We start from the raw sequence: 26,362 nt of genomic DNA on the forward strand, positions 1-26,362 counted from the left end.
TCGGGACTAAATCTGCTTGATATCGAGCCCAGCGATTTGATGCCAGTAGCCGTTACATTGTCTATCCAATATTTTGGCCGGTTGTGTGCCATCTTCGTTCGCTTTAAAGCGATCAACTTCAGCGAAGGTGTCCAACCCTAGCGGGCTAAGCCTAACCACATCTACCAAACCTTGCATAGATTTCAGGTCATTGATCAGGTTGTATTGGTAACCAGATTGAGTCTGAATACCATTGAGGTTAAAGACTGACTGACCTTCTTGGCTCTCCACTTGAAGACCCGTTGGATACTTAATACAGCAAGTTTCGCAATCGTCTTTTGCTCGGTTCTCTGCACGAGCAGTAAAGCAGCGTGCGGAGTAAGCTAGCGGTAGATAACCGTGACTAAAGACTTCTACCTCAAATTGATCGCGGATACCAATTTTGTCGGCTTGCTCTAGAGCGTTGCTTAACCACTCACGCGATAACTCAACAGGCATACACCAGCGAATCATGCCTTGTTTGGCAAATAGCTTCAGTGTGTGGGCATTGTAGGTATTAACGGCAGGACCAACAACAAATGGAACTTTGTGTTCACTTGCTAGTTGAATCGCTGAGACATCATTGGCTTCGATCGCAAAGTCACCATTATCGATGTACTTTTTCATGATGTTAACTTCGCTTGGTGCTTCTAGCAGTGCCATTGTTGACAGAACTACCTGCTTGCCTGCTAGATTTAGCTCCTTAGCGATATCTAACCAGTGTGCTGGTTTCATCTCTCTGCGTTTTGAGCACACTGTTTCTCCAAGATACACGATATCTGCGGAGCTCGATTTAGCTTGCTCATAGAAACTTTCAACGTCTTGTTTTGGCCAAAAGTACAGTAATGGGCCTAATGCGTATTTCATAAGTTGCTCCTTACTGCCATTTTCTATGGTATGCACCCAATGTGGTTTGGGTTCCTTCAGAGACATTTGCCAAGGCTTGATCCCAGGTTGGTTTCACTTGATAGTTCTCAGGGTTACGTTGATACGCATCGATGGCTTCACGCCAAGTTCGAGTGACTTGTTCAACGTAAGCTGGACTGCGCTGACGTCCTTCAATTTTCACTGACGCGACATTAGCGGCGAACAGTTCAGGAAGCATAGACAAAGTGTTCAAACTGGTTGGCTCTTCAAGTGCATGGTAGCGCTTACGCTCTCCTTCTATTTCGGCTTCAAAGCGGCCTTTGCAGAGTGTCGGATAGCCTGCATTTTCGCCCTGAGCGTAACGGTCAATAAGAATGTCATTTAGACGAGACTCTAACCCTTGCTCTGTTTCTTGCCAACGCACGTATTTCGCTGGAGAACACGCACCAACCGTATTAGGTGATTCACCGGTCAAGTAGGACGACAAATAGCAGCGCCCTTCAGACATAATACAAAGACTGCCGAACGCGAATACTTCAAGCTCGACATCAGAGGTAATGTTTCTAGACAGTTGTTTTACCTGATGAATAGACAGCACTCGAGGTAATACAACGCGCTTTACATTAAAGTTTTTATGGTAGAAGTCTACAGCAGCCACATTGGTTGCTGAGGCTTGTACTGAGAGGTGTAACTCTAGCTCTGGATACTTATTGGCAGCGTAATCCAATACAGCAATATCGGCGACAATCAATGCATCGACACCAAGATCGGCAGCTTGGTCGACTGCATTAGTCCAGCGCTCAAAGCCATTAGGGTGTGCGAAGGTATTCAACGCGATATGTAGCTTTTTATTGCGATCGTGAACATATTGAGCCGCACGCTCCAGTTTCTTTCCCGTAAAGTTCAGACCAGCGAAATGACGCGCGTTGGTATCATCTTTGAAACCGATGTAAACCGCATCTGCACCGCAATCAATTGCAGTTTTAAGAGCAGGTAAATTCCCTGCTGGGCATAAGAGTTCCATATGCTCATTACCATATTTCTGACAGTAGCCCGCATTTTATGAACAATTATGAACAGCGAATTTGATGTAAGGCAGGTTTACCTTAATAAACACGTAATTAACACCAAAGAGGTAACGTTAATATGGTCAATTTCGATGACGACGGTTTTGCGCAAATAGTGCTTCGACTTCGTGCTTAGGCTGTGGTCGGTGGAAGTGGAAGCCTTGAATGGAGTTACAGTTAAGATTGGAGAGTAGTGTTGCTTGGTGGCGTGTCTCCACACCTTCGGCGACCACAGAGAGATTGAGTGATTTACCGAGGTTGATGATGTTTTCGATAACGGTGAGCTGTTTTGGTAGTGTATCGATATCCATGATAAAGGCACGGTCGATTTTTAGTTCATCTATTGGAAAGTGCGCTAAGTAGGATAGCGAAGAGTATCCTGTACCGAAGTCGTCAATAGACAACGCAAAGCCGAGTTTCTTAATGGCATCGAGCATTTGCAATGTGTGTTCACTGTTGCTCATTACCGCACTTTCAGTGAGCTCGAACGTGATACAGCTCGGATCCAGTCCTGTGCTGCGTAATAAGCGCTCCATATAATCGATAAGCTTAGGGTTGCCAAATTGTTCTGGAGACAAGTTGATCGCCACGCGACCTGGTAAGATACCTTGTAGTTTCCAGCGTTTGACGGTATTGAACACATCACGCATGACCACGCGGCCAAGGCTTTCGATCAGTCCTGCTTGTTCTGCCACTGGGATGAACGAAGCCGGGCTTATATACCCTTCGACGGGGTGCTTCCATCGAACTAGCGCTTCTGCACCGTTGATACTAAAGTCACGGGCATTGACCTTGGGTTGATACCATACTTCCAAGCCATTTTGCTGTAGCGCTTTTTGCAGTTCTATTTCCAACCAAAGGCGCATCCGCGCTTCTTTGTTCATTTGGTCATTGAACTTAACGAGACGGTTCCTACCTCTGGCTTTGGCTTCATACATGGCCGTATCGGCATTTTGCAGCAGGATACGCGCATCATTTCCATCGTTTGGGTAATGAACACTGCCAATGGAGCAAGCAAGGCGTTTGCTGAAGTGGTGTAAATCGAAAGGTTGGTTGATGAGACCAATGATTTTCTCAGCCAACATTTCTACCGTGCTGTTGCTTTCCGGCTCTGGGAGAATAATCCCAAACTCATCACCGCCTAAATGGGCCAGGACCGATTGTTGAGGAAGATGACGCTTCAGTCTAGAAGATACCTCCTGAATCACTCGGTCGCCAATGTGATGCCCTAAAGAGTCATTGATGTTCTTAAAGTTATCAATGTCGAGGTACAGCATGACGAGCGGAGTTTTATCTTGAATAAAATGATCCAAGCAACGGGTGAAACCTAGTCGGTTGTACAGCTTCGTCAGAGTATCAATGTTGACGTCTTCATTGCTGTTTTGAGCCACTGGGTTTGGCTTTTCGTCCATATCTTGAATTAGGACTAAGTGAGCGCTATTGCCAAACAGATTAGCGTCATCGACATGCAGTGACAGTCGGCGCTGCGTTCCGCAGTACTCACTGGTCAAAAAGTGCAGTGGTGTGCCGTTAACGATATTGGCTAAATCGAGTTGCACACGATTGTTATTTTTCTCGTTACTTAGTAAGCGATTTAACGACTCACCTAGTAAATCGGTACTTTTTGCGTAACCAAATAGACGTGCAGACGCAGGGTTGGCCGATAAAATACAATCGTCTTCAACCAGAATTAATCCATCTGGGATAAGCTGAGAAAGTTTGAGGAATTTGCTTTCTGATTCTTCGAGAGAGCGGGTTAGGATCTGTTTTTCGGATGTGTCTATGGCATGGAATACGATGTATTCGATGACGCCGTCATTGAGAATTGGCGACACACTGAAATGCAGGCTGGATTCGACATCTGACTCATCGAGTGTCACTTCCGCCTCAATCGACTCGCCTTGTAGCGCTCGATCGTAATAGGGTTTTAACTGGTTATAAAAACGCTCACCTAGTATTTGCAAGTCATTCATGCCAACTAAGTCGCTGTGTGTTAACCCTGCCACATCACAATAACGGTCGTTGACCATACAGTAATGATGTTCGTCATCCAAAATAGCAAAAAAGAAGGGGCTATTGGATGTTAACTTAGCAAAGTATTCCTTTAACATTTTGGATGACATCAATGTACTACCAGTTCTCCGGAGAGCTTATATATCAGTAACCCCAACACTATAACTGTGATTTATCAGTTAGAAAAGGGCAAAGGCGAAAGCAAAAAATTTTTGATGCACAACAGGATTTTTTTTGTACTAATGCCGTATTATTAGCCTTCTGAACTACAAATTAACGGAAAAACCGCGTGTTAGACAAGATTCGAAGTCAACTAGTTAAAAACGCAGCACAAATTTTGCGATCTCCAGTCCACTTTCTGCCAACTAAAATCCAGAATAGAGCTTTGCTTGAAGGACTAAAAACCGTTTTTAAAGAAGCACTTGAGGACGGTGACTTTGAATTTCTCGAAGAAAAATGGTTAAAAGTTCATATTCGTGATCTAAACCTCAGTTGGTATATTTCTTACAGCGATGAACAGCTGGTGGTTTCTGAAACTGTCGAGCAGGAAGATGTCAGTTTTAGCGGTAATTTAAATGACTTAGTGTTGATTGCGGGTCGTAAAGAAGACCCAGATACTTTATTCTTCCAACGCCGCTTGAGTATTGAAGGTGATACCGAGTTAGGCCTAGAAGTGAAGAACTTGATGGATAGCGTTGATCTTGACGCATTACCGAAACCAATGCTTTCAGCATTGACTCATTTAGCGGATTTTGTTCAGAAAGGCATGCAGCCTGCAACAAATCCTAACGAGGTAGCGAATGCTTATTCGAACTGAAGCGCCGGCCGATATACTTGCCATTGACCGATTACTCAAATCGGTATTTGATACGGATGCAGAAGCCAATTTAGTGATGGCACTGAGAGAAAATGGTCGTCTAACGTTATCTTTGGTGGCGTGCTCTGATGAAGGTGAAGTCATTGGGCATCTGTTGTTTACACCTGTCACTATCGATGGCGACGACTTGTCATGGCAAGGTTTAGCACCGCTAGCGGTTGCCAAGGAGCATCAGGGGCAAGGAGTGGCATCTGCACTCGTTGAAGAGGCATTCACCACTCTACCTGAGTTCGGTTATCCCGCTTGTGTAGTGCTTGGAGACCCAAGCTATTACGGACGATTCCAGTTTTCCGCTGCAGCTGACTATGATCTTCATTGTCAGTGGGAAGTACCAGAAGGTGCATTCCAAGTTCGTTCATTGACGGAAGATTCGGTGGCCGAACAGCTTGCGGGCCGTAAAGGGTTGGTGGATTACTGCCCTGAGTTTAACGGTCTGTAATAGCGTTCAAAGTGAAATATCAAGCCTAGCGCTGTGTCATCACCGCTAGGCTTTGCTTTATCCGCACTTTGCTTTATCCGCACGTTGATATCTTGGTAATCAAATAGAGCTCTGCTAAACTGCGCGTCATTATGACGGCGAATTACTTGGCGCAAATCAATCATGCAAGACAGCATAAAACTACAGTTAATGGGCGTTCAAACATGGGAACTAACTCACCCTGAGCGTATTCCTGTGCGTAGTAGCCCTTCGTTGTCACTTCGGCCTGACTGTCGACTCTTGTTTGTGTCATCAGTAAAGCCGCAAGGCGATAATGTGCTGTTCTATCAGAAGATCCTTAAAGCGATGAAGTTGGATCTTAGTGAGACGCTACATATTGTTCCAGAACAATTACTTAGTCTTGATGGTCAACATATACCAGAATGGATATGGTTTGCTGGAGAAGAACAGGCAAATGAGCGCTTTGCTCAATTAACGCAACAGTATCAATTCACCTCGTCCCCGAAAAAACTCGTTTCTCCGCAACTGTCTAACATTGATGGTAATGATATGGAAAGACGTGCACTTTGGAATCAAATCCGCAGCTATGGCTAATCTTACCTTTGCAATCATGGATACTGAGCACTTAGATGCCATCTTATCCATAGAAAATATGGCACACTCCCATCCTTGGAAAGCCTCCATGATTACCGAATTGAATGGGCGCGGAGCTTTCAATTATGTGCTATTGGCCGACGAACGCGTTGTTGGCTACTTTTATGCACAGAACATTGTAGGTGAAGTTTCGTTGCTTAATATTGCGGTCTCACCGAGCGAGCAAGGCAAAGGCTACGGTAGGGCATTGCTGAATCACTTTTTAGAACAGTGTGAATCTCGTGAAGCAGAAAGTGCTTGGCTAGAGGTTCGAGAAAGTAACCAAGCCGCAGTTTCTTTGTATCTTGATGAAGGGTTTAATGAAGTTGACAGACGTCGTGATTATTACCCATCAGACCAAGGTCGAGAAGACGCCGTTATCATGAGTTATTATTTTTTATTCTCAAGTTAATTCTGCTGTCTATTTCTAAATCACGAGGGTAGTGACCTATCCGCATGGACCTCTATAAAGCAAGGTAATCTAGTCGTTCTGTAAATAGGTTACATTACCCGTAGTTACTTCGATAAAAAATCGATTTCCTCATAATTCCTATTAGTTATTGATAACAATAGGAATAGAATATGAAACACTTCTCTGTACTTTCTGCTGCCTTATTGAGTGTTACTAGCGCTCAAGTAATGGCAGATGAGGCACAAGTGAATGATCCTGCCGATGTAACCCGTCCCCAAACTTATCTTAAAGTTGATTCTGGCGCCAAAGGTAAAGATGGTATGACTCGCCTACAGTTAAACATGGCGGGCTCATACAGCGAAGATATTGGCTATTTAGGTCAGTTCGAAACAGACTTTCAAACTAATCTGGATGCGCAGCCAGGCAAATCTAAAGACTTTGGTTTGTCGCGTATTCGAGCTCGTTATTTTCAAGTGCACGCAACGGGCTTAGAGGTACTCCCAGAAATAGGTTTCTCATTGGACTACATCAGCTATGGCTCTAACTGGGTAGCTAAGAACTCAGGCACAGAGCAAACTGCTGCTATTGGTGCCGTGGCTAAAGTGATTACGCCATTTGAAAATTGGGTCTCTTATCCAAATTTGGCTGTAATGAAGAATGAGTACGACAATGGTCGCTCAGAAAATGGCTGGCAAGCGAATTGGTTTAACTCTTTCTATCTAACTGAAAAAGGGTCTTACATCACAGTAAACCCACAGTACGCTAACTATAACAATGCTATCGGTAAGAACGAACAATCTCTTGAATTGAACTTTGAAGGTGGTATTCCACTTACCAATGACGGCAGCATCTGGGGTAACGTGACCTATTCTGAACACTTCTTTAAAGCGGCAGGTGAATCGCGCATGAAACACTTAGACGGTAACCGAGAAGTTCGCATTGGTGCGACTTGGTTCTTCTAATCTCATCGCTTTACTCAGTTTAAGGCACGGAAGCCTTTATTCATCCTCTCTAATTGTTTCTTACTTTTTTCTCCGTGTTACTGGATCGATTCCAGTTAATAACTCAACAGCTGTTATCGGTCGAGATAGAGTGCATTTTGACTTTATACCCACGTTACTCAGCTCGTTTAATCTCAGTGTGAAAAATAGAAGAGAGGCTAATAATGAAAGTGCCATTTCAGCTAACAGATAGAGTTGTTGTCATTATTGGCGGCACCTCTGGTATCGGAGAGGCGATTGCTCATCGTTTTAGCTCTGCGGGTGCAAAGCTGGTCATCGCTGGAGTTAATGCATCAGACAAAGAATTGCAGTCACTAGAAGCCCTTTATATTCATGCGGACGTGACGGATGAGCTGTCACTGAGTGAACTGATGGCTATTACCTTCGAGAAGTTTGGCAAAATCGACGTGTTAGTGAATTGCGCGGGTTCGACTAATGGTTACAGCACCATAGTGGAATCGAAAAAAGATGAGTATGAAGCCAATTTTTCCGTCAACGCACTAGGGACAGCATTGTCGATGAAGCATGCGGTGCCCTATATGCCCAAAGGCAGCAGTATCATCAATATTGCTTCGGTGTCAGGAACTCAGGGTGTGCCTTATCTTGGCGCGTTAGCTAGTTCAAAGTGGGCAGTGCTTGGCATTACTCAAACGGCAGCTTTGGAGCTTGGCAGTAAACAGATTCGTGTCAATGCCGTTTGTCCCACCTCTGTCGATACCCCTCGTGCTTATGCCAAAGGAGGCGAACCTCAACTGAGAATGGAGAGACGTTCGATCCCGATGGGAAGAATTGCTCAGCCTGAAGAAGTGGCGGCCGTTGTCCACTTCTTGGCCTCTGAAGACAGCAGCTTTGTTAATGGTCAATCTATCGGGGTGGACGGTGGCTTTAGCGCAGGTATGAGTATTGAAGCCTACAACCAACTTGCGCAGTAATTGAGAGCAAATAATGAAAAAACACATTCAAATCACTTTAGCATTACTATTATCAGCCAGCTTTAACAGCTACGCTTACTACTGTGACCAAACCGCGGAAGGTACCATAGTAGGTGCCGTGGATGGGGCAATAACCGGTGCCATCGTTGGTGGTATTGTTGATGGTGGCGAAGGCGCGAAAACTGGTGCAGTTATTGGTGGTGGCGCTGGTGCAGTCGGTGGGGCTATCGATGGCGCTTATTATGAGGGCGCTTGTGAGATGGCAACTGACGCTATTGTTGAAGATGAGATCATCGCTGAAGAGTATATTGCTGAGGAATATATCGAAGAAGAATACATTGCCGAAGAAATCGTGGAAGAAGAGATTATCGAAGAGGAAATGTATGATGATTATTACGATTAGAATCTAAATAAAAAAGAGAGCAAACTGCTCTCTTTTTTATTAGTATCAATGAGGTTAAAGCCTGCCTAAAGCGTCGAGCAGCTTTGATTTTATCTCTGGACTCGCAATATAAGCGCTGAGATAGTGCTCTTCATTATTCTCAAAATCTGGCTGCATTTGCAGCATTTCTTTATAGCTGGCTTGAGCCTGTTTGAACTCACCTTTGTATACTTGAATGATCGCTTTTAGCATCGGAATCCAAAATACACGGCGTAAAGACAGCTTGCTAATGGCTTTATCGGCACCCTCAAAATCATCAAGCATGATCTTGTGAATAATAGAGGCCACAGAGAACCATGGCGGTCTAAATGGGTTCAGAGCTTTTGAGTCTTGGATAAGTTGCAATCCTCGGTCAAATTCCCCTGCCATGCATAATGCCCAACCGGATAAGCCAATCTGATAGGCGGCATTGGGGTTAATCGCAATCACTTTGTCGACAGTCTCGATGACGCTATTGACGTCTCCAGCAACTTGGTGCGCCATTAACATCGCTATTTGAGATTCTTGGTTAGTCGGCTCTAGCTCAACCGCTCGTTTGGCATAGTTAAGAGCTGTTTCGACAGCACTGTCGACCTTATTCATTCCTAACATGTCAGCATCAAAGTAAAGCACAGCTAACATAGCATGCAGCAACGCAACATCAGGTTCATTTTGTACAGCGCTCAACAAGGCTTGAGTGGCCTGCTGGTGGGTATCTTCCGAGAGCGTCATTAAGTAGTGACGATAACGCAGTGTCGCTTCATAGGTAGAGAGATGCTCAATCTTTTTCTGGTTACAGCTTTGATAGATTTCTCTGTGAATAATGCCAAAGCTGGAAGCCAGCTCAGCGACGACTTCCGCAATGATGTCATCTTGAACAGAAAATAGATCGTCGGTTGCTAAATCACAGGTGTACTTCTCAGCCCAAACTTGCTCACCGGAGTCAGTGCGATACAGCTTGGCATAGATTCTCACCTTATTACCTAGTGCCTGCATGGTGCCAGAGGTAATAAACGATACACCTAGCTTTTCACCTAAACCTTTGACATCGGCGGAGGTACGAGGATCAATGCTCGTTTCACCGAGAGCATGCATTGAGACGACTTTGAGCATATCAAAGCGCGCAAGCTCAGTGGCTAATTCTTCGCCGAAACCTTCAGCAAAAAAGCGTTTCTCAGGATCATCTGACAGTGAAAGAAACGGTAATACCGTCAAAGTAGGGCTTAAGGATTTCTGAGTTTCACGTGCAAACTGAGCCAAGGATGCTGTTTGTCTTGCAGCTTGAGGTGCTTGCGGCGTAAACAATGGACTATAACGCCCTTTTGGAATTGACAGAACAATGGGGTCATTGACGCCTTCGGTAAGGTAGTAGGTTTCTAGAGTTCGGCGAACTCGCCCTGCTTGAATTCGAACGATAGGATCAGCTTGGTGGTCAAAATCGGCATCACGATCAAACACTTCAGTTGCGATCGTAAACTGTTTTAGACGATCACCGTTACCAACGAGAGTCTGCTCGACAACAAAAGACAGTAACTCTTTCATCTTCGGGCTTTGATCAAATGCTTTACTCGAAAGAATGCGGTTAAGCTGATCTTTGACTCGGGTTTGGTTCTCTTCTATTCGAATATCTAATGGAGCTTGTTCTGACACCGTAGTTAACTCTCTTATCGTAGGATCTGGGTATTTTGCCATTTTAAGACAGCTAAAAATAGTAATGAGTTCACTATTTGCGACTGCTCACCTGTGTTATTTAAGGTTAGCATCAAATGACTGAGACCTTAGCTAGAAAGCGTTGAAGTGTAGGGTAAGTCCGAGGTTTGTTGATAGATCTTGTCAAATTGCCTTTGTGTAGTAGCAAGTTTTTGAAATGATGTATATTTAGTTGGATAATTGTTAAAACATATAACTAGTGAGCCTTTCATTGTTTTGATGGATCGGTTTACATAGCGTTCAAGGAAGAAGTATGAAGAAGCTACCAGTATGGTTGTTAGGTGGTATGGCAGCGGCGTCTTCTGTCTCTGCGATGGAACAGTTCCTCGATCCTAAAGATGGCATGTTCGATGCCAGTCAATGGGTACTTGATAATGCGGTTGGCTTTATGCCTGTACCCATAATTATCACCGATCCCGCTGTTGGGGCAGGTGGTGGTGCAGCGTTGCTGTTTTTCCACGAATCAGAAAAACGTAAGCAACTGCGTGAGGAAAATCCCGATGAAGTCGTGGGATTGCCGCCGAGTGTGACGGCGGTTGCCGCTGCTGCGACAGAAAATGGCTCGTGGTTAACTGGGGCGTTTCACTTCGGCTCATGGCAGGAAGATACGTGGCGTTATCAAGGTGGTTTGTTCTACGGCTCATTCAACCTAAAATATTACGAAGGTGATATTCCTTTCGATTTCAATATCGATGGCTTGTACTTCATGCAGGATATTGATTATCGCATTGCTGGTAGCGATTGGTTTGTCGGTGCCAAATATTCCATCCTCTCTTCTCAAAGTACTTTTGATATTGGCAATATTATTCCAGGTATACCGCCTATCGATTACGACATGAACGATGCGGGGGTTGAATTGAAAGTCACTTATGACAGCAGAGATACTATTTTTACACCGAATGACGGCCTGAAAGCTAAGTTGAGCGTCGATTTTCATAATTCGGCTTTTGGTGGCGATGTGGACTACCAAAAAGGACGCTTTCAAACCAACTATTTTGCACCGTTAACCAATGATTTTGTCTTGGGGCTACGTGGCGATTATCAAACCGTTTCCAATGATGCACCATACTATGCTCGTCCATTTATCAGCATGCGTGGTATTCCAGCAATGCGCTATCAAGGTGATGATATGGCTTTGGTTGAAGTGGAGGCTCGCTATGATCTTACCCCTCGTTGGTCACTAATTGGTTTTACTGGCACTGGCAAAGCGTTTGATGAAGGTGATAGTTTTTCAGATGCCAAATATCAAAATGTTGTCGGCGGAGGTTTTCGCTATTTGGTGGCGAGACAGTTAAATATGCGAGCTGGTGTCGATGTTGCAAAAGGTCCTGAAGAGTGGGCGTATTATATTACCGTTGGTCATGCTTGGCAGTTGTAATGAACAAGAGAAAGGCTGGATTCATCCAGCCTTTCTTCATTAATGTGGATATTTACTTACGTTTAAACAACAAAGTAGCGAATGCTAGCACTAAGGTCACAACGATACTTGCCGCGCAATAATCCACAACTGACACAAAACCTTCAACGTCGATGAGCTGACCTGCAATGTAAGTACCCACTCCAAACCCTATTGCCATTGCAAACATCAGAATGCCTTGTGTGAGTGCAGGTGTGCTTGGGCTGAGCTCTTCTGCAATCGCTGGTATTACCATATCGAACCAAGATATTGCTTGCATCAGTAGTACTATCAATAGAATAGGGACAAGGCTTGGAATGTTCGTTCCTATCGCCAGCCATAGACCAATTGAGGTTACTGCATAGCAAGCCAGTGACGCCATCCAGATGAGATAAGGGCTGCTTTTTTCTGCGAGGCGACCAGCTGGCTCAAGGAGTATCATGGTTAATACCGCGGAGCCTGCGAGACCAAACGCAGAATGTCCAAGGTCGACGTTAAACACCTCTTTGATGATGATTGGTCCAGTTTCCATCAAGTTACTGGCGGTAAACATGGAAATGAACACGGTTGCCAAGAACATCACGAATGCAATGGAGGTGCGTTTGTTGCTCTTCTTAGTTAGTGATTCATCGTCGCTTTGCTGTTCAACCTCAGGCACTTTGACTTTCGGTGGCGGTGCAATAAATACAGTAACAATAGAAACGCAGACCAGAGTCATAAGCATCAGTAGCTTTTGTTCACTTGTCCAACCCAATAGACTTACCACTCCGAGGAGCGAGCCCGCAATCACCACACCCAAAAACTGGAACTGAAATAGACGACTTAGTCCACGCGCTTGCTCATTTTCTGGTAGAGAATTTAGGACAAATGTTGGGTTCAGTACCAATTGAGAGACAGTACCAATACCGATGGTAAGTCCGACTAACAAGTAGGTGTATGTTTCAGTTTGCGCAAAATAGAGTAGCACCAGCGAAAGTAAGTGAGAGAACAACGCCACTTTTTGCATTTGACGGTGGATACCATATTTATCTGCAAGCCAACCAATGAGCGGTGCGCTGATGCCAAATAGGCCAATCAGAGACATTACGCTGCCCATAAGAGAGCCGCTGCCTGTGCGTTCGATAATAAGCGGTGTCAGCATCAGGGCAATGCCCGCCCACTGAACCACGCCGTTTGACATCTGTGCGATGTACCAAGGTTTAAGAGTTTTCATGGAGTGTTCCCCAAATTAAAGACCTTAAGGTCAAAAGAAATGAAATTGCGATAGGTAAAACCACAGGAAAATGCTCTTATTTATCGAAACTCTGTTTAAGGTAAAAAGTATATGGGAGGCGATTTACGATGAGCAGTGTGTAACCCGTTGTTACTTAAGGGGAGCAAGTAAGTTACTGAGTCACTGAGTGGTTAGTCAGTAGCTTGAAGAAACTAGTGATTGAGAATCGAAGCCAGATCGGTGAAAATAGCGCCCATTATTTTTTCGACGCCTTCGAGTAGTAGTTGAGCCAATACTCTCAAACGCTATTCTACAAACCAAGAAGATCGAGATTCATGTCAAATCCTCAATTTCAGCAACAAGTTTCTAAGCGCAGAACTTTTGCGATCATCTCTCACCCGGATGCGGGTAAAACCACCATTACTGAAAAAGTACTGTTATTCGGAAACGCGATTCAGAAAGCAGGCACAGTAAAAGGCCGTGGCAGTGCGCAGCACGCCAAGTCAGACTGGATGGAAATGGAAAAAGAGCGTGGTATCTCGGTAACAACGTCCGTGATGCAGTTTCCTTATAACGACTGTTTGGTTAACCTACTTGATACTCCTGGACACGAAGACTTCTCGGAAGATACTTATCGTACGCTTACCGCTGTTGACTCATGTTTGATGGTGATTGATGCGGCAAAAGGTGTCGAAGACCGTACCCGTAAATTGATGGAAGTAACTCGTCTTCGTGACACGCCTATCGTGACCTTCATGAACAAATTGGACCGTGATGTACGCGACCCAATGGAAGTGCTAGACGAAGTAGAAAGTGAACTGGGTATGATGTGTGCCCCTATCTCTTGGCCAATTGGTTGTGGTAAAGAGTTTAAGGGTGTTTATCACATTCACCGTGACGAAACGATTCTGTACGAATCTGGCCATGGTCATGAAATCCAAGAAGTTCGTATCATCAAAGGGTTAGATAACCCAGACCTTGATGACGCGGTAGGTGCTGATCTAGCAGAAAGCGTTCGTGAAGAGTTAGAGCTAGTAATGGGCGCATGTCCTGAGTTTGATCTTGATTCTTTCCTTAAAGGTGAGCTAACTCCAGTATACTTTGGTACTGCACTTGGTAACTTTGGTGTTGACCATATGCTAGACGGCCTAACTAAGTGGGCACCAGCACCGCAAACGCGTCAAGCGAATGAGCGTGATGTTGAAGCAACGGAAGAGAAGTTTTCTGGCTTTGTCTTTAAGATTCAGGCAAACATGGATCCAAAGCACCGCGACCGTATCGCCTTTATGCGTATTGTATCTGGTACCTATTCTCAAGGTATGAAGATGAACCACGTTCGCACCGGCAAAACAGTCAGCATTTCTGATGCGGTTACGTTTATGGCGGGTGACCGTTCTCGCGCCGAAAAAGCGTATGCTGGTGATATCATTGGTCTTCATAACCACGGTACCATTCAAATTGGTGACACCTTTACTCAAGGTGAAGCGCTCAAGTTCTCTGGCATTCCAAACTTTGCACCGGAGCTATTCCGTCGCATTCGTCTAAAAGATCCATTGAAGCAGAAGCAGCTACTAAAAGGTTTGGTTCAGCTTTCTGAAGAGGGTGCTGTTCAGGTATTCCGTCCGCTACAAAACAACGACCTTATTGTTGGTGCGGTTGGTGTGCTTCAGTTTGACGTGGTTGTTGCTCGTCTAAAATCTGAGTACAACGTTGAAGCGATTTATGAAAGTGTTAACGTTGCAACAGCTCGTTGGGTTGAGTGTGATGATGACAAGAAGCTTGAAGACTTCAAACGTAAGAACCAGCAAAACCTTGCGCTTGATGGTGGTGACAACTTGAGCTACGTAGCACCAACTATGGTTAACTTGAACCTAGCGCAAGAGCGTTTCCCGGATATTAAATTCCGCGCAACACGTGAGCACTAATCTATAGTTGCTAATACTAGATAATAAAAAACCGCTCGTTTGAGCGGTTTTTTTTCGGTCTGCATATCGCATCCGGTTATTCGCGTTCTTTAGTGTAAGGCACGCCGATAGCTTTTGGTGCTACCGCCTTACCAATAAAGCCCGCGAGTAGGAATACGGTTAACACGTAAGGTACCGCTTCAATCGCTTGTACCGGAATAGGGAAGTCACCAATGGTCACGCCTTGCATACGAATAGCTAGTGCATCCAAGAAACCAAAGAGCAAACATGCACCCATTGCGGTAAACGGACGCCACTTACCAAAAATAAGCGCAGCCAATGCCATATAACCTTTACCTGCACTCATGTTTGGAATGAACTGAGCCGTTTGCGCTACCGACAAGTAGACGCCGCCAATACCCACTAATACCCCACAGATTGCAACGGCAGCGTAACGCATACGCACTACAGAGATACCTGCAGTATCCACTGCTGATGGTGACTCACCTACAGCACGTAAGCGCAAGCCGAAACGAGTTCGGAACAGTAGGTACCAACAAGCAGGAACGATAAACACCACAAGGTATACCAAAATGGAGTGTCCACTAATCAGCTCTGAGTAGATATCGCCCAAAATAGGTACGTCCGCAACGGCATCAGCACCAGGGAAGGTAATTGGTGCGAAACGAGCATCACCAGATAGGGCTGGAGTTTGACCACCTTGTTGGAACCAGTGGCGACCTAACGTAATGGTTAAGCCTGCGGCAAGAATATTGATTGCCATACCACTGACGACTTGGTCACCTCTGTGGGTGATACAAGCGAAGCCGTGAAGCAAGGCGAGAAGCACCGAGATACCTATACCAGCAAACAAACCTAGCCACGCTGAACCGGTGACATGGGCTGTAGCAGCACCGGCAAATGCAGCGGCTAATAGTTTACCTTCTAGTGCAATGTTTACTATCCCTGAACGTTCACAGAACATACCGGCTAAAGAGGCAAGAATCAGTGGGGTTGCCACACGTAAGGTGGCATCAAGCATGAGAATAATCGTTTCAAACATAATCAAGCGACTCCTTTCTCTGCTTGTTGCTCATTGTTTTTGCTGCCAAAAAGTTTGAGGTAAGTACGTTCTAGTGAAGGACGGAACATGTGCTCTAGTGCTCCTGAGAATAGAATCACCAGACCTTGCAATACCACAACGATATTTCGGTCAACGCCGTACTCAAAACTTAGCTCAGCACCACCTTGATACAGGAAGCCGAACAACAAACTTGCTAATAGAACACCGATAGGGTGGTTACGCCCCATTAAAGCAACCGCAATACCAGTAAAGCCAAAACCTTCAACGAAGTTGAGTTTGATTTGATGCAGTTCGCCTTGTAATACATTCAAACCAAAGAAGCCCGCTAACATGCCTGAGATAAGCATGGTAAGGACAATGATTTTTACATATTTAATACCTGCATAGCTTGCAGCTGATGGATTTGAGCCGACAGAGCGGATTTCGTAACCCCAACGTGAGTGCCACATAAATAGCCAGACAAACACACAACACAAGAGCGCAAAAATGAAACTCAAGTTCATTGGGCTTGGTGCCATTTCAATACCGACAACAGCGAGCATTTCATGCATCTTTGGTAACCAGCTTGAGACTGCGAACACACGGCTTTCTGTTGCCATCGTGTTTTCAGGCTTCAAGATATCAACCAGTAGATATGCCATTAACGAAGAGGCGATGAAGTTGAACATGATGGTCGTGATTACGATATGGGAACCGCGTTTTGCTTGAAGGTAAGCGGGAATGAACGCCCACGCAGCACCAAATAAACCGCCAGCAATGATGGCAACTGGGAAGACAATATACCAAGGTGCGTATTCACCTAGAGTCAAACAGACCAAGCCAACGCCTAAGCCACCGATATACGCTTGCCCTTCACCCCCGATATTGAATAAGCCAGCATGGAAGGCGACGGCCACAGCAAGACCGGTAAAGATAAAGCCTGTCGCGTAGTACATGGTGTACCCAAAGCCTTCTGCGTAGCCAAAGGCTCCTGTCCACATGACTTTTGCCGCGTCAATTGGGTTAATATCGATATAAATAAACAGCAGAGCCGACACCAAAAACGCAACTAATACGTTGATGGCTGGCAGCAGTGCCACGGTTACCCAAGCGGGTACTTTTGCTTGGCTCATGCGCTTTCTCCTTGTGGCTCTGCGTGTTCCTTGGATGCTTTAAGATGCTCAGGCATGATATTGGCCATCATTAATCCCAGCGTTTTCTCATCGGCATCTTCAATGGATACTTCACCCACGATAGAGCCATCAAAGACCACTAAAATGCGATCAGATAGGCTTAGGATTTCATCTAGCTCAACCGAGACCAGCAAGACAGCTTTGTCTTCATCACGTGCAGCAATGATTTGCTGGTGGATGTATTCGATAGCACCGATATCTACCCCACGAGTTGGTTGGCCGACCAAAAGCACATCTGGGTTCTGTTCCATTTCGCGCGCGATGACCAACTTCTGTTGGTTACCACCGGAAAAGTTTGCGGTTTTTAATGTGGTGTCGTTAGGACGAACATCCCACTTATCCATGCTCTTCTGACAACATTCTTTAATGGCTTGCTTATCTTGCAGTAAGCCTTTGTTGTATTGTGGTAAGTGGTGGTAGCCCAGGATATATGCTTCTTGAGCTTCAAATTTGTTGATAAGACCCTGCTTATGACGGTCTTCAGGAATATGACCTACACCAATAGCACGTACCTGTTGAGGATCGAGAGGGTGATGTTTGTCGATATGGCTACCGTTAATGTCAATGCTGCCGGAATAAGGCTTAATAATCCCAGATAGCAGACCAAGTATTTCTGATTGACCATTACCAGAAACACCAGCAATACCAACGACTTCACCCTGTCTGACACCAAAGCTGATACTTTTGACACGCTCAACACCGGCGTCATCAAAAAACTGTAACTTATCAACTTTGATAAGCTCTTTCTTCGGGTTAGCTTCAGATTTATCCACTTTTAGGCGAACCTTGCGTCCCACCATCAGTTCTGCCAGTTGCTCTTTGTTCGTTTTCGCCGTCACCACGTGCTCGACCATTGTGCCTTGGCGCATTACCGAAATATTGTCGGTAATCGCTAGGACTTCACGCAGCTTATGCGTGATGATCATGATAGTAGTACCTTGAGCGCGAAGTTTATCTAAGATGCGGAAAAGGTGATCGGCTTCTTGTGGAGTGAGTACACCTGTTGGCTCATCAAGAATCAAGATTTTTGCGCCACGATACAGCGCTTTTAAGATTTCGACACGTTGCTGAAGACCAACAGGTAGCTCGCCTACAACGGCATCAAGGGGAACTTCGAGCCCGTAATCCTGTGCTAGCGCTTTCAGCTTTTTGCGCGCTTTACCTAAACTTTCATTTAGCTGCCATCCATCTTCGGCACCGAGAACAATGTTCTCTAATACGGTAAATGTTTCCACTAACATAAAGTGTTGGTGGACCATGCCAATTCCTGCTTTGATTGCTTCCTGAGAGTTAGCGGGCTTGTAAGGAGCGCCGTTCACTGTCATTTCACCAGCATCAGCATGATAAAATCCGTAAATAATACTCATAAGAGTGGACTTGCCAGCACCATTTTCACCAATGATGCCGTGAATCGTGCCCTGAGGAACTCTAAGATCGATAGCTCGGTTAGCGTGAACGGCTCCAAAGCGTTTATCTATCTGCTTAAGTTCAATGGCAATAGATTGTCCGTTTGTCACTAGATACTGCCTTATAATTATACGCCGCTGTTTTTAGGCAGCGGCGTTGTTATGTTTACCTAGCTTATTGATATTAACAAATAAGCTGAGTCTTTCATTCTGAGCTAGAACGCTTAGAAGTTACACGTGTTGTCAGACATGTAGTCGTGAACTTCGATCTTGCCAGCGATGATGTCCGCTTGAAGCGTATCTAGGTATGATTTCATTTCAGGTGTGATTAGGTCTTTGTTGTACTCGTCGTAAGCCCACTCAACAGCGCCTTCTTTTAGGCCAAGTACTTTGATGCCAGCTTCCCAAGTACCGTTTTCAGCGTCGTCCCAAGTGTTGTATGCAGCAACACCGACTTTCTTAACCATAGACGTCAGCATAGTGCCTGGTTGAAGGTGGTTTTGGTTTGAGTCAACACCGATTGCGTACTTACCAGCATCTTTAGCTGCTTGGTATACACCCATGCCAGTACCGCCAGCTGCTGCGTAGATAACGTCAACGCCTTTAGAGAATTGAGATTTAGCAAGCTCTGAACCTTTCGCAGGGTCAGCGAAGGCTGCAGGAGTAGAACCTGTCATGTTTTGGAATGTTTCGATTTCTGGGTTCGCGTATTGTGCACCTTGACGGTAGCCACATTCGAACTTACGAATCAATGGGATATCCATGCCACCAACAAAGCCTACTTTGCCAGTTTTAGAAGCTTTTGCTGCCAACGCACCTACAAGGAAAGAACCTTCGTGTTCTTTAAAGACGATAGATTGAACGTTTGGCTTATCAACGACCATATCGATGATGGTAAATTGAATATCAGGGAATTCAGTGGCAACTTTTTCTACAGCTGATGCCATGTTGAAGCCAACAGCAACAATTGGAGTGAAGCCACGGCTTGCCAGGCGACGAAGGCCTTGCTCACGTTGCGCTTCGTTTTGAGGTTCAAATTCACGAACTTTAATGCCTTTGTCCGCATTAAATACTTTTACACCGTTCTGGAAAACAGCTTCGTTGAATGATTTGTCAAATTTACCGGCTGTATCGTATACCACTGCTGGTTTCGCTGCGAATGCACCAAATGAAGCTACTGCTACTGCGAGCGCAGACATTTTTAGAATAGTTTTTTTCACGATCAATTCCCTTGTAGTGTCGAATGATAGAGCATCATTGACGATTCGATAGGCTAGGCTCATTCCAGTTTTAGGTGCCTAGAAAATGGTCGTATGTAAACGACACAGAAATGACGATAGAGACAATTTGTGTGGTTTACAAACAATAGGCAACATTTTATCGTTTGCGTATATGAAAAAAAACCGCTTCTATCACAGCATTGAGGGGTAAGTCACAACTTAGTGATAAAACTCTAACTATTGCGCTATCCTTTGTAACATAAGGATTTGAGATAATATCGATTGCAATCGATTACATTTATTTAGGTAAATTTACCATGGTTGAATTGCTCAAAAAGTGGCTTAAAAAATACGATGATTGGTGTGCCTCATTAGGACTCACACCAGAGAATAAACGTAGTTGCGTGCCTTACCGAAAAGAGTCAAAAGATGGTGATTGATAGCCATTGCCACCTCGATCTATTGGCAAAGAAAAAAGACATAAACCAAGTACTATTAGAGGCAGCAAAGGCTCAAGTTGCCGCTATCGTTGTACCTGGTATTAATGAGCAAAATTGGCTGGCCATAAATAAGTTAGCCAGTGAGCATGCAATGGTGTATTTCGCTTTAGGGTTTCATCCTTTGTTTCTTGAGGAAGTGGATGATGGCTCTATTGCTCGCCTGGAGCAACGTGTTGCTGAGTTGAAAAACAACCAAAAGTTTGTCGCATTAGGAGAGTGTGGTCTCGACTTCTATCAAGGTAGAGAAAACGAGCTTCTACAAAAATCACTTCTTAGTGAGCAAATTCGTATTGCCAACCAGTACCAACTACCCATTATTCTTCATTGCAGGAAAGCACACCAAGATCTTATTGCCTTATTGAAACAGAACCCTCCTCTATATAGTGGCGTTATTCATGGATTCAGTGGCAGCTCCCAACAAGCGATGGATTACGTCAATCTCGGTTTAAAAATAGGTGTCGGTGGTGTCATTACCTACGAAAGAGCGCAAAAAACACGCTCAACTATCATTAATCTTCCACTAGAAAGTTTGTTACTGGAGACGGATGCGCCTGATATGCCTCTTTATGGATATCAAGGTCAGCCTAATCAGCCCAAAATGGTAAACATGGTTCTATCATCGTTAAACATGCTGAGAAGTGAAAATGAGCAAACGGTTACGTCACAGCTACTAAAAAATAGCAAATTGACGTTTAATTTTTGTGACTAAATGTGCTGTTAATTGTGAATTCGAAAACGTTTGCAGAGATGAATTGTGATCACGATCGCAAAATGACGTGTATCTTTTATGTGTTCAAGACGAAAGTGTGAGGGGGGTACTACTTTCTTTTCTGTGGGTTTGTATAATCGCCCCCGCTTTTGAGCTTCAAATTTTGTTACACGCCAAATTATTAAATATAAGGAAGTCATAAACTATGAGCCTGTTTATGAGCCTGGTTGGTATGGTTGTACTGATTCTTATCGCAGTACTTCTATCGGATAACCGCAAAGCTATTAATATCAGAACTGTGGCTGGCGCTTTTGCTATCCAATTTGCACTTGGTGCGTTTGTTCTTTATGTACCTTGGGGTCAAGAGATCCTACGTAGCTTCTCTGACGCTGTATCTAGCGTGATTAACTACGGTAACGATGGTACGTCATTCCTATTCGGTGGTCTTGTTTCTGACAAGATGTTCGAAGTATTCGGCGGCGGCGGTTTCATCTTCGCATTCCGTGTACTACCGACACTGATCTTCTTCTCTGCGCTTATCTCGGTACTTTACTACCTAGGTGTAATGCAGTGGGTTATCAAGATTCTTGGTGGCGGCCTGCAAAAAGCACTAGGTACATCTCGTGCGGAATCTATGTCTGCTGCGGCAAACATCTTCGTAGGTCAAACTGAGGCTCCACTTGTTGTACGTCCTTTCGTGCCTAAGATGACTCAATCTGAGCTATTCGCCGTAATGTGTGGTGGTCTAGCTTCTATCGCTGGTGGTGTACTAGCGGGCTACGCATCAATGGGCGTGCCAATTGAATACCTAGTAGCGGCATCATTCATGGCAGCTCCAGGTGGTCTTCTATTCGCTAAGATCATCAAGCCTGAAACTGATGAGCCTGTTGAGCAGCTTCACAGCATGCAAGCTGAAGGTGAAGACAAGCCAGCTAACGTTATCGACGCAGCAGCGGGCGGTGCATCAGCAGGTCTTCAACTAGCTCTTAACGTAGGTGCAATGCTAATCGCATTCATCGGCCTTATCGCCCTAGTTAACGGTATGCTTGGCGGCATCGGTGGCTGGATCGGTATGCCAGAACTACGTCTAGAAATGATTCTAGGTTGGATCTTCTCACCACTAGCGTTCCTACTAGGTGTGCCATGGTCTGAAGCGACAATCGCTGGTGAGTTCATCGGTATGAAGACTGTTGCGAACGAATTCGTAGCATACGCGAACTTCGCACCATACCTAGGTGACGCAGCACCAGTTGTTCTTTCTGAGAAAACTAAGGCAATCATCTCATTCGCTCTATGTGGTTTTGCGAACCTTTCTTCTATCGCAATCCTTCTAGGTGGTCTGGGTAGCCTTGCGCCTAAGCGTCGTGGTGATATCGCACGCATGGGTGTGAAAGCAGTAATCGCAGGTACGCTATCTAACTTGATGGCAGCAACGATTGCTGGTTTCTGTCTAAGCCTAGCTGGCATGTAATTGCTCGCGTAAAGGTTATTAGTATATAGACGCCGTATTAAATCGCCCCGTAGCAAGAAATTGCTGCGGGGCTTTTTTGGTTTTAGGAGCCAGATAATTCCTAATGAATCGTTACTGGATAAGCGATTCAACGACTGAATGGAAGTTTTTTGAGAAGCAAACCGTTTGCGTTTTAATCAGCTCTACCGTTTTGAACGAGAGTCCTATACTGTATAGGCTACTAAGTAATTCTTTCGTGTTTTCGCGAAGCTTTATGTAGCCAGAGCCAGTTCTCACCAAGATAGGAATCAGGTGATTTTAACGAGCAGGTACTGTGCGGTGACAAGGATAGCAATTGGTATTCAGCTTTAACCTAATAGCTGAACCGAGTCTTCAAGGAACCAAGTCCGTTCATTTATTGCTGACGAGTTTGTCAGGTAATTAATTGAATATATTGACCGGAGATAGAAATGAGCGATTTAAAAGCAGCAGCTCTACGTGCACTAAAACTTATGGATCTAACCACGCTAAATGATGACGACACTAATGAAAAAGTGATCGCACTATGTCATGACGCAAAATCGCCAGTGGGTAACACGGCGGCGATCTGTATTTATCCTCGCTTTATTCCTATTGCAAAGAAAACGCTACGCGAACAAGGTACACCAGAAGTACGTATCGCAACTGTGACTAACTTCCCTCACGGTAACGATGACATTGAAATTGCGGTAGCTGAGACTAAAGCAGCTGTTGCATACGGTGCAGACGAAGTGGACGTTGTATTCCCATACCGCGCACTGATGGCAGGCAACGAAGAAGTAGGCTTCGAACTTGTTAAGCAATGTAAAGAAGCGTGTGGTGATATCCTTCTAAAAGTGATCATCGAAACTGGTGAGCTTAAAGAAGAAGCGCTTATCAAGAAAGCTTCAGAAATCTGTATCAAAGCAGGCGCGGACTTTATCAAAACATCGACAGGTAAAGTGCCAGTTAACGCTACTCCTGAGTACGCGCGCATGATGTTAGAAGTGATTCGCGATATGGGCGTTGCTGAGAAAGTTGGCTTCAAGCCAGCAGGTGGCGTTCGTACAGCGGAAGATGCTGCTGCTTATCTAGCAATGGCTGATGACATTCTAGGTGCAGATTGGGCAGACAACATGCACTACCGCTTTGGTGCCTCTAGCCTTCTAACTAATCTCCTGAATACATTAGAAGTAACAGACGAAACTGCAGATCCATCTGCATATTAATCTGAATCTTTTTGTTGGTGGCTGATTTCCAGCCACCACTATTCCCTCTATCCCTACAACCCAAGCTTAGACTGGGGAGGTACTAATGTATTTACCACAAGAAATTATTCGTAAAAAACGTGATGGCCAAGAGCTAACTGCTGAAGAAATTAACTTCTTTATCCAAGGTGTTGCCAAGGACACCGTATCTGAAGGCCAGATTGCTGCCTTTGCAATGACCATCTTTTTTAATGAAATGACTATGCCAGAGCGTATTGCTCTCACGTGCGCAATGCGTGATTCTGGCATGGTTATCGATTGGGGCCACATGAACTTTGGTGGCCCGATTGTTGATAAACACTCAACAGGTGGTGTTGGTGATGTAACATCACTGATGCTTGGTCCTATGATTGCTGCATGTGGTGGCTTTGTACCGATGATTTCTGGCCGCGGTCTGGGTCATACAGGTGGCACGCTGGACAAACTAGAATCTATTCCTGGCTATGACATTACGCCAACCAATGACGTGTTTGGTGAAGTGACTAAAGACGCTGGTGTAGCGATTATCGGTCAAACTGGCGATCTTGCGCCGGCTGATAAGCGTGTTTATGCGACTCGTGATATCACTGCAACGGTTGACAATATCTCTCTGATTACTGCGTCTATCTTATCGAAGAAACTGGCGGCAGGTCTTGAATCACTAGTGATGGATGTAAAAGTCGGCTCTGGTGCTTTCATGCCAACTTATGAAGCATCAGAAGAGTTAGCCAACTCTATCGTTGCCGTAGCTAACGGTGCTGGCACTAAGACTACGGCTATCCTTACCGATATGAATCAAGTGCTTGCTTCTTCTGCAGGTAATGCAGTTGAGGTTCGTGAGGCTGTACAATTCTTGACGGGTGAATACCGCAATCCACGTTTGTATGAAGTGACGATGGCACTTTGTAGCGAAATGTTGGTGTTAGCGAAGTTAGCTGAAGACACTGAGCAAGCAGAAGCTAAGCTGAATGAAGTACTTGATAACGGTAAGGCTGCTGAGTGCTTTGGTAAAATGGTCAAAGGTTTAGGCGGCCCTGCAGACTTCGTTGAAAACTACGATAATTATTTAGAGAAAGCAGAAATTATCAAGCCAGTATACGCTGACAATGAAGGTATTGTTTCAGCGATGGATACTCGAGCGATTGGTATGGCTGTAGTTGGCATGGGCGGTGGTCGCCGCGTGGCAACAGATACCATCGACTACGCGGTAGGCTTTGATCAATTTATTCGATTAGGCGAGACGGCAAGTGCAGACAAGCCACTAGCTGTTATCCATGCGCGTAATGAAGCGCAATGGCAAGAAGCAGCAAATGCATTGAAAGCCGCAATGACAATCGGTGAGCAAGCTTACGTAGAAACGCCTTGTGTGTACCGCCAAATTCGAGCGGAAGATCTCGCATAAGCGTGAGGAGAAATTATGAAACGCGCATTTATTTTAGTATTAGATTCATTTGGTATTGGCGCAGCAGCCGATGCTGAGCAATTTGGTGATGTAGGCTCAGATACACTGGGTCATATTGCAGAGCAGTGTGCAAAAGGTTTGGCTGATAACGATCAGCGCAGCGGTGAGCTAAAGCTACCGAATTTGAGCAAGCTCGGCCTAGCCATGGCGCATAAAGAGTCTACAGGTGCTTTGGCACAGGGCCTTCGTGATGACGTCGAAATTGTCGGTGCTTATGGTCACGCAGCAGAGTTATCGTCAGGTAAAGATACTCCGTCTGGTCACTGGGAAATTGCTGGTGTTCCTGTTTTGTTTGATTGGGGCTACTTCACGGATAAGCAAAATAGTTTCCCGAAAGAGCTGACCGACCGCATTCTAGAACGTGCAGGTTTAGATGGCTTTTTAGGTAACTGTCACGCATCAGGGACTCAAGTACTTGATGACCTGGGCGAAGAGCATATGAAGACGGGCAAACCTATCTTCTATACGTCAGCGGATTCAGTTTTCCAGATTGCATGTCATGAAGAAACTTATGGTTTAGATCGTCTGCTTGAGCTTTGCCAAATCGCTCGTGAAGAGCTTGAGGATTACAATATTGGTCGTGTTATCGCGCGTCCATTTATTGGTCCAGGTAAAGGGCAATTTGAGCGCACGGGTAACCGTCGTGACCTTTCTGTTGAACCGCCAGCGCCAACCGTGTTGTCGAAGCTTGTTGAAGAGAAGCAGGGACAAGTGGTATCTATCGGTAAGATTGCTGATATTTACGCGAACTGCGGTATCACTAAGAAAGTGAAAGCCACAGGCATTCCAGCGCTATTTGAAGCAACCAAAGAACAAATCAAAGAAGCGGGCGACAACACGATCGTTTTCACTAACTTTGTTGATTTTGATTCAGCGTATGGTCACCGTCGTGATGTGGCGGGTTATGCAGCTGCGCTTGAGTACTTCGATTCTCGTATTCACGAAGTAATTGAACTGATGGAAGAAGACGATGTTCTTATTCTGACGGCTGACCATGGTTGTGACCCAACTTGGCCAGGTACTGACCATACACGTGAACACATTCCTGTTATCGTTTATGGTCACAAGGTTCCAGCAGGTTCTTTAGGCCTTCGTGATAGCTTTGCTGATATTGGTCAAAGCCTTGCAAGCTACTTTGGTACATCCTCAATGGATTACGGAAAGAACTTCTTATAATCATTAACGAACAAC

Annotated in this window: 24 protein-coding genes; 15 read left to right on the plus strand and 9 right to left on the minus strand. The window is 45.0% G+C overall.

Features of this window, described 5'->3' with window-relative positions:
• Nucleotides 1–6: 6 nt before the first annotated feature.
• From HOP38_RS02390 to HOP38_RS02400, 3 genes are all read right to left on the minus strand, one after another.
• Entirely contained in the window at nucleotides 7–885 is an 879-nt protein-coding gene (locus HOP38_RS02390) for a U32 family peptidase (RefSeq protein WP_006072016.1), read from the minus strand.
• Nucleotides 886–895: 10 nt separating this feature from the next.
• Complete coding sequence (ubiU, locus tag HOP38_RS02395) at nucleotides 896–1,909, minus strand: ubiquinone anaerobic biosynthesis protein UbiU (RefSeq protein WP_038225488.1); 1,014 nt, start codon at nucleotides 1,907–1,909, stop codon at nucleotides 896–898.
• A gap of 126 nt (nucleotides 1,910–2,035) precedes the next feature.
• The gene (locus HOP38_RS02400; RefSeq protein ID WP_006072012.1) at nucleotides 2,036–4,075 is read right to left on the minus strand and encodes a sensor domain-containing protein; all 2,040 of its coding nucleotides are present in this window, start codon (nucleotides 4,073–4,075) and stop codon (nucleotides 2,036–2,038) included.
• Nucleotides 4,076–4,254: 179 nt separating this feature from the next.
• Between HOP38_RS02400 and ubiT the strand changes: the two genes are divergently transcribed.
• From ubiT to HOP38_RS02435, 7 genes are all read left to right on the plus strand, one after another.
• Nucleotides 4,255–4,782 carry a ubiquinone anaerobic biosynthesis accessory factor UbiT gene (gene ubiT / locus HOP38_RS02405; protein ID WP_006072010.1) on the plus strand — a complete coding sequence of 176 codons (528 nt, stop codon included), beginning with the start codon at nucleotides 4,255–4,257 and terminating at the stop codon, nucleotides 4,780–4,782.
• Nucleotides 4,766–5,281, plus strand: coding sequence for a GNAT family N-acetyltransferase (locus HOP38_RS02410; RefSeq protein ID WP_006072009.1), 516 nt, complete (start codon nucleotides 4,766–4,768; stop codon nucleotides 5,279–5,281). Before ubiT ends, HOP38_RS02410 begins: the two co-directional genes overlap by 17 nt.
• Before the next feature lie 162 nt (nucleotides 5,282–5,443).
• Entirely contained in the window at nucleotides 5,444–5,875 is a 432-nt protein-coding gene (locus tag HOP38_RS02415) for a DNA polymerase III subunit psi (protein WP_124940663.1), read from the plus strand.
• On the plus strand, nucleotides 5,868–6,326 hold the full coding sequence (rimI, locus tag HOP38_RS02420) for a ribosomal protein S18-alanine N-acetyltransferase (RefSeq protein WP_006072005.1): 459 nt from the start codon (nucleotides 5,868–5,870) through the stop codon (nucleotides 6,324–6,326). The genes HOP38_RS02415 and rimI overlap by 8 nt, the downstream gene beginning before the upstream one ends.
• Nucleotides 6,327–6,496: 170 nt before the next feature.
• A complete protein-coding gene (locus HOP38_RS02425; RefSeq protein WP_031494731.1) occupies nucleotides 6,497–7,288 on the plus strand; it encodes a hypothetical protein in 792 nt (263 codons plus the stop codon).
• Between the two features lie 203 nt (nucleotides 7,289–7,491).
• On the plus strand, nucleotides 7,492–8,259 hold the full coding sequence (locus HOP38_RS02430; protein WP_031494732.1) for an SDR family NAD(P)-dependent oxidoreductase: 768 nt from the start codon (nucleotides 7,492–7,494) through the stop codon (nucleotides 8,257–8,259).
• Nucleotides 8,260–8,272: 13 nt separating this feature from the next.
• Entirely contained in the window at nucleotides 8,273–8,662 is a 390-nt protein-coding gene (locus HOP38_RS02435) for a hypothetical protein (RefSeq protein ID WP_038167341.1), read from the plus strand.
• Between the two features lie 54 nt (nucleotides 8,663–8,716).
• Here HOP38_RS02435 and HOP38_RS02440 read toward each other — a convergent pair whose 3' ends face one another.
• Nucleotides 8,717–10,372 (minus strand): transmembrane adenylate cyclase, encoded by a 1,656-nt coding sequence (locus tag HOP38_RS02440; RefSeq protein ID WP_124940665.1) that lies wholly within the window; start codon nucleotides 10,370–10,372, stop codon nucleotides 8,717–8,719.
• Between the two features lie 271 nt (nucleotides 10,373–10,643).
• Between HOP38_RS02440 and HOP38_RS02445 the strand changes: the two genes are divergently transcribed.
• Nucleotides 10,644–11,768, plus strand: a complete 1,125-nt coding sequence (locus tag HOP38_RS02445; RefSeq protein WP_124940666.1) for a BamA/TamA family outer membrane protein — start codon at nucleotides 10,644–10,646, stop codon at nucleotides 11,766–11,768.
• Nucleotides 11,769–11,820: 52 nt separating this feature from the next.
• Here HOP38_RS02445 and HOP38_RS02450 read toward each other — a convergent pair whose 3' ends face one another.
• On the minus strand, nucleotides 11,821–12,999 hold the full coding sequence (locus HOP38_RS02450; RefSeq protein WP_062456859.1) for an MFS transporter: 1,179 nt from the start codon (nucleotides 12,997–12,999) through the stop codon (nucleotides 11,821–11,823).
• Nucleotides 13,000–13,334: 335 nt separating this feature from the next.
• Between HOP38_RS02450 and prfC the strand changes: the two genes are divergently transcribed.
• Nucleotides 13,335–14,924 (plus strand): peptide chain release factor 3, encoded by a 1,590-nt coding sequence (gene prfC, locus HOP38_RS02455; protein WP_006071994.1) that lies wholly within the window; start codon nucleotides 13,335–13,337, stop codon nucleotides 14,922–14,924.
• A gap of 76 nt (nucleotides 14,925–15,000) precedes the next feature.
• Here the strand turns inward: prfC and HOP38_RS02460 are convergent, their stop codons facing one another.
• From HOP38_RS02460 to HOP38_RS02475, 4 genes are all read right to left on the minus strand, one after another.
• On the minus strand, nucleotides 15,001–15,966 hold the full coding sequence (locus tag HOP38_RS02460) for an ABC transporter permease (RefSeq protein WP_038225478.1): 966 nt from the start codon (nucleotides 15,964–15,966) through the stop codon (nucleotides 15,001–15,003).
• Between the two features lie 2 nt (nucleotides 15,967–15,968).
• Entirely contained in the window at nucleotides 15,969–17,099 is a 1,131-nt protein-coding gene (locus HOP38_RS02465) for an ABC transporter permease (protein ID WP_006071990.1), read from the minus strand.
• Nucleotides 17,096–18,676 (minus strand): ABC transporter ATP-binding protein, encoded by a 1,581-nt coding sequence (locus HOP38_RS02470; protein WP_198557336.1) that lies wholly within the window; start codon nucleotides 18,674–18,676, stop codon nucleotides 17,096–17,098. The genes HOP38_RS02465 and HOP38_RS02470 overlap by 4 nt, the downstream gene beginning before the upstream one ends.
• Nucleotides 18,677–18,789: 113 nt before the next feature.
• On the minus strand, nucleotides 18,790–19,785 hold the full coding sequence (locus tag HOP38_RS02475; protein WP_006071987.1) for a BMP family lipoprotein: 996 nt from the start codon (nucleotides 19,783–19,785) through the stop codon (nucleotides 18,790–18,792).
• A 317-nt stretch (nucleotides 19,786–20,102) separates the two neighbouring features.
• Between HOP38_RS02475 and HOP38_RS02480 the strand changes: the two genes are divergently transcribed.
• From HOP38_RS02480 to HOP38_RS02505, 6 genes are all read left to right on the plus strand, one after another.
• Nucleotides 20,103–20,225: a DUF5363 family protein gene (locus tag HOP38_RS02480; RefSeq protein WP_198557337.1), complete on the plus strand. Its 123-nt coding sequence runs from the start codon at nucleotides 20,103–20,105 to the stop codon at nucleotides 20,223–20,225.
• Complete coding sequence (locus HOP38_RS02485) at nucleotides 20,215–20,994, plus strand: TatD family hydrolase (protein WP_198557338.1); 780 nt, start codon at nucleotides 20,215–20,217, stop codon at nucleotides 20,992–20,994. The genes HOP38_RS02480 and HOP38_RS02485 overlap by 11 nt, the downstream gene beginning before the upstream one ends.
• 205 nt (nucleotides 20,995–21,199) lie before the next feature.
• Nucleotides 21,200–22,465: a NupC/NupG family nucleoside CNT transporter gene (locus HOP38_RS02490; RefSeq protein ID WP_006071982.1), complete on the plus strand. Its 1,266-nt coding sequence runs from the start codon at nucleotides 21,200–21,202 to the stop codon at nucleotides 22,463–22,465.
• A 449-nt stretch (nucleotides 22,466–22,914) separates the two neighbouring features.
• Entirely contained in the window at nucleotides 22,915–23,691 is a 777-nt protein-coding gene (gene deoC / locus HOP38_RS02495) for a deoxyribose-phosphate aldolase (RefSeq protein WP_006071980.1), read from the plus strand.
• An 85-nt stretch (nucleotides 23,692–23,776) separates the two neighbouring features.
• Complete coding sequence (gene deoA / locus HOP38_RS02500) at nucleotides 23,777–25,111, plus strand: thymidine phosphorylase (protein ID WP_006071978.1); 1,335 nt, start codon at nucleotides 23,777–23,779, stop codon at nucleotides 25,109–25,111.
• 15 nt (nucleotides 25,112–25,126) lie between these two features.
• Nucleotides 25,127–26,347: a phosphopentomutase gene (locus tag HOP38_RS02505; protein ID WP_038225473.1), complete on the plus strand. Its 1,221-nt coding sequence runs from the start codon at nucleotides 25,127–25,129 to the stop codon at nucleotides 26,345–26,347.
• Nucleotides 26,348–26,362: the final 15 nt, after the last annotated feature.

Source organism: Vibrio mediterranei, assembly GCF_013364395.1.
In the GTDB taxonomy this organism is placed as follows: Bacteria; Pseudomonadota; Gammaproteobacteria; order Enterobacterales; family Vibrionaceae; genus Vibrio; species Vibrio mediterranei.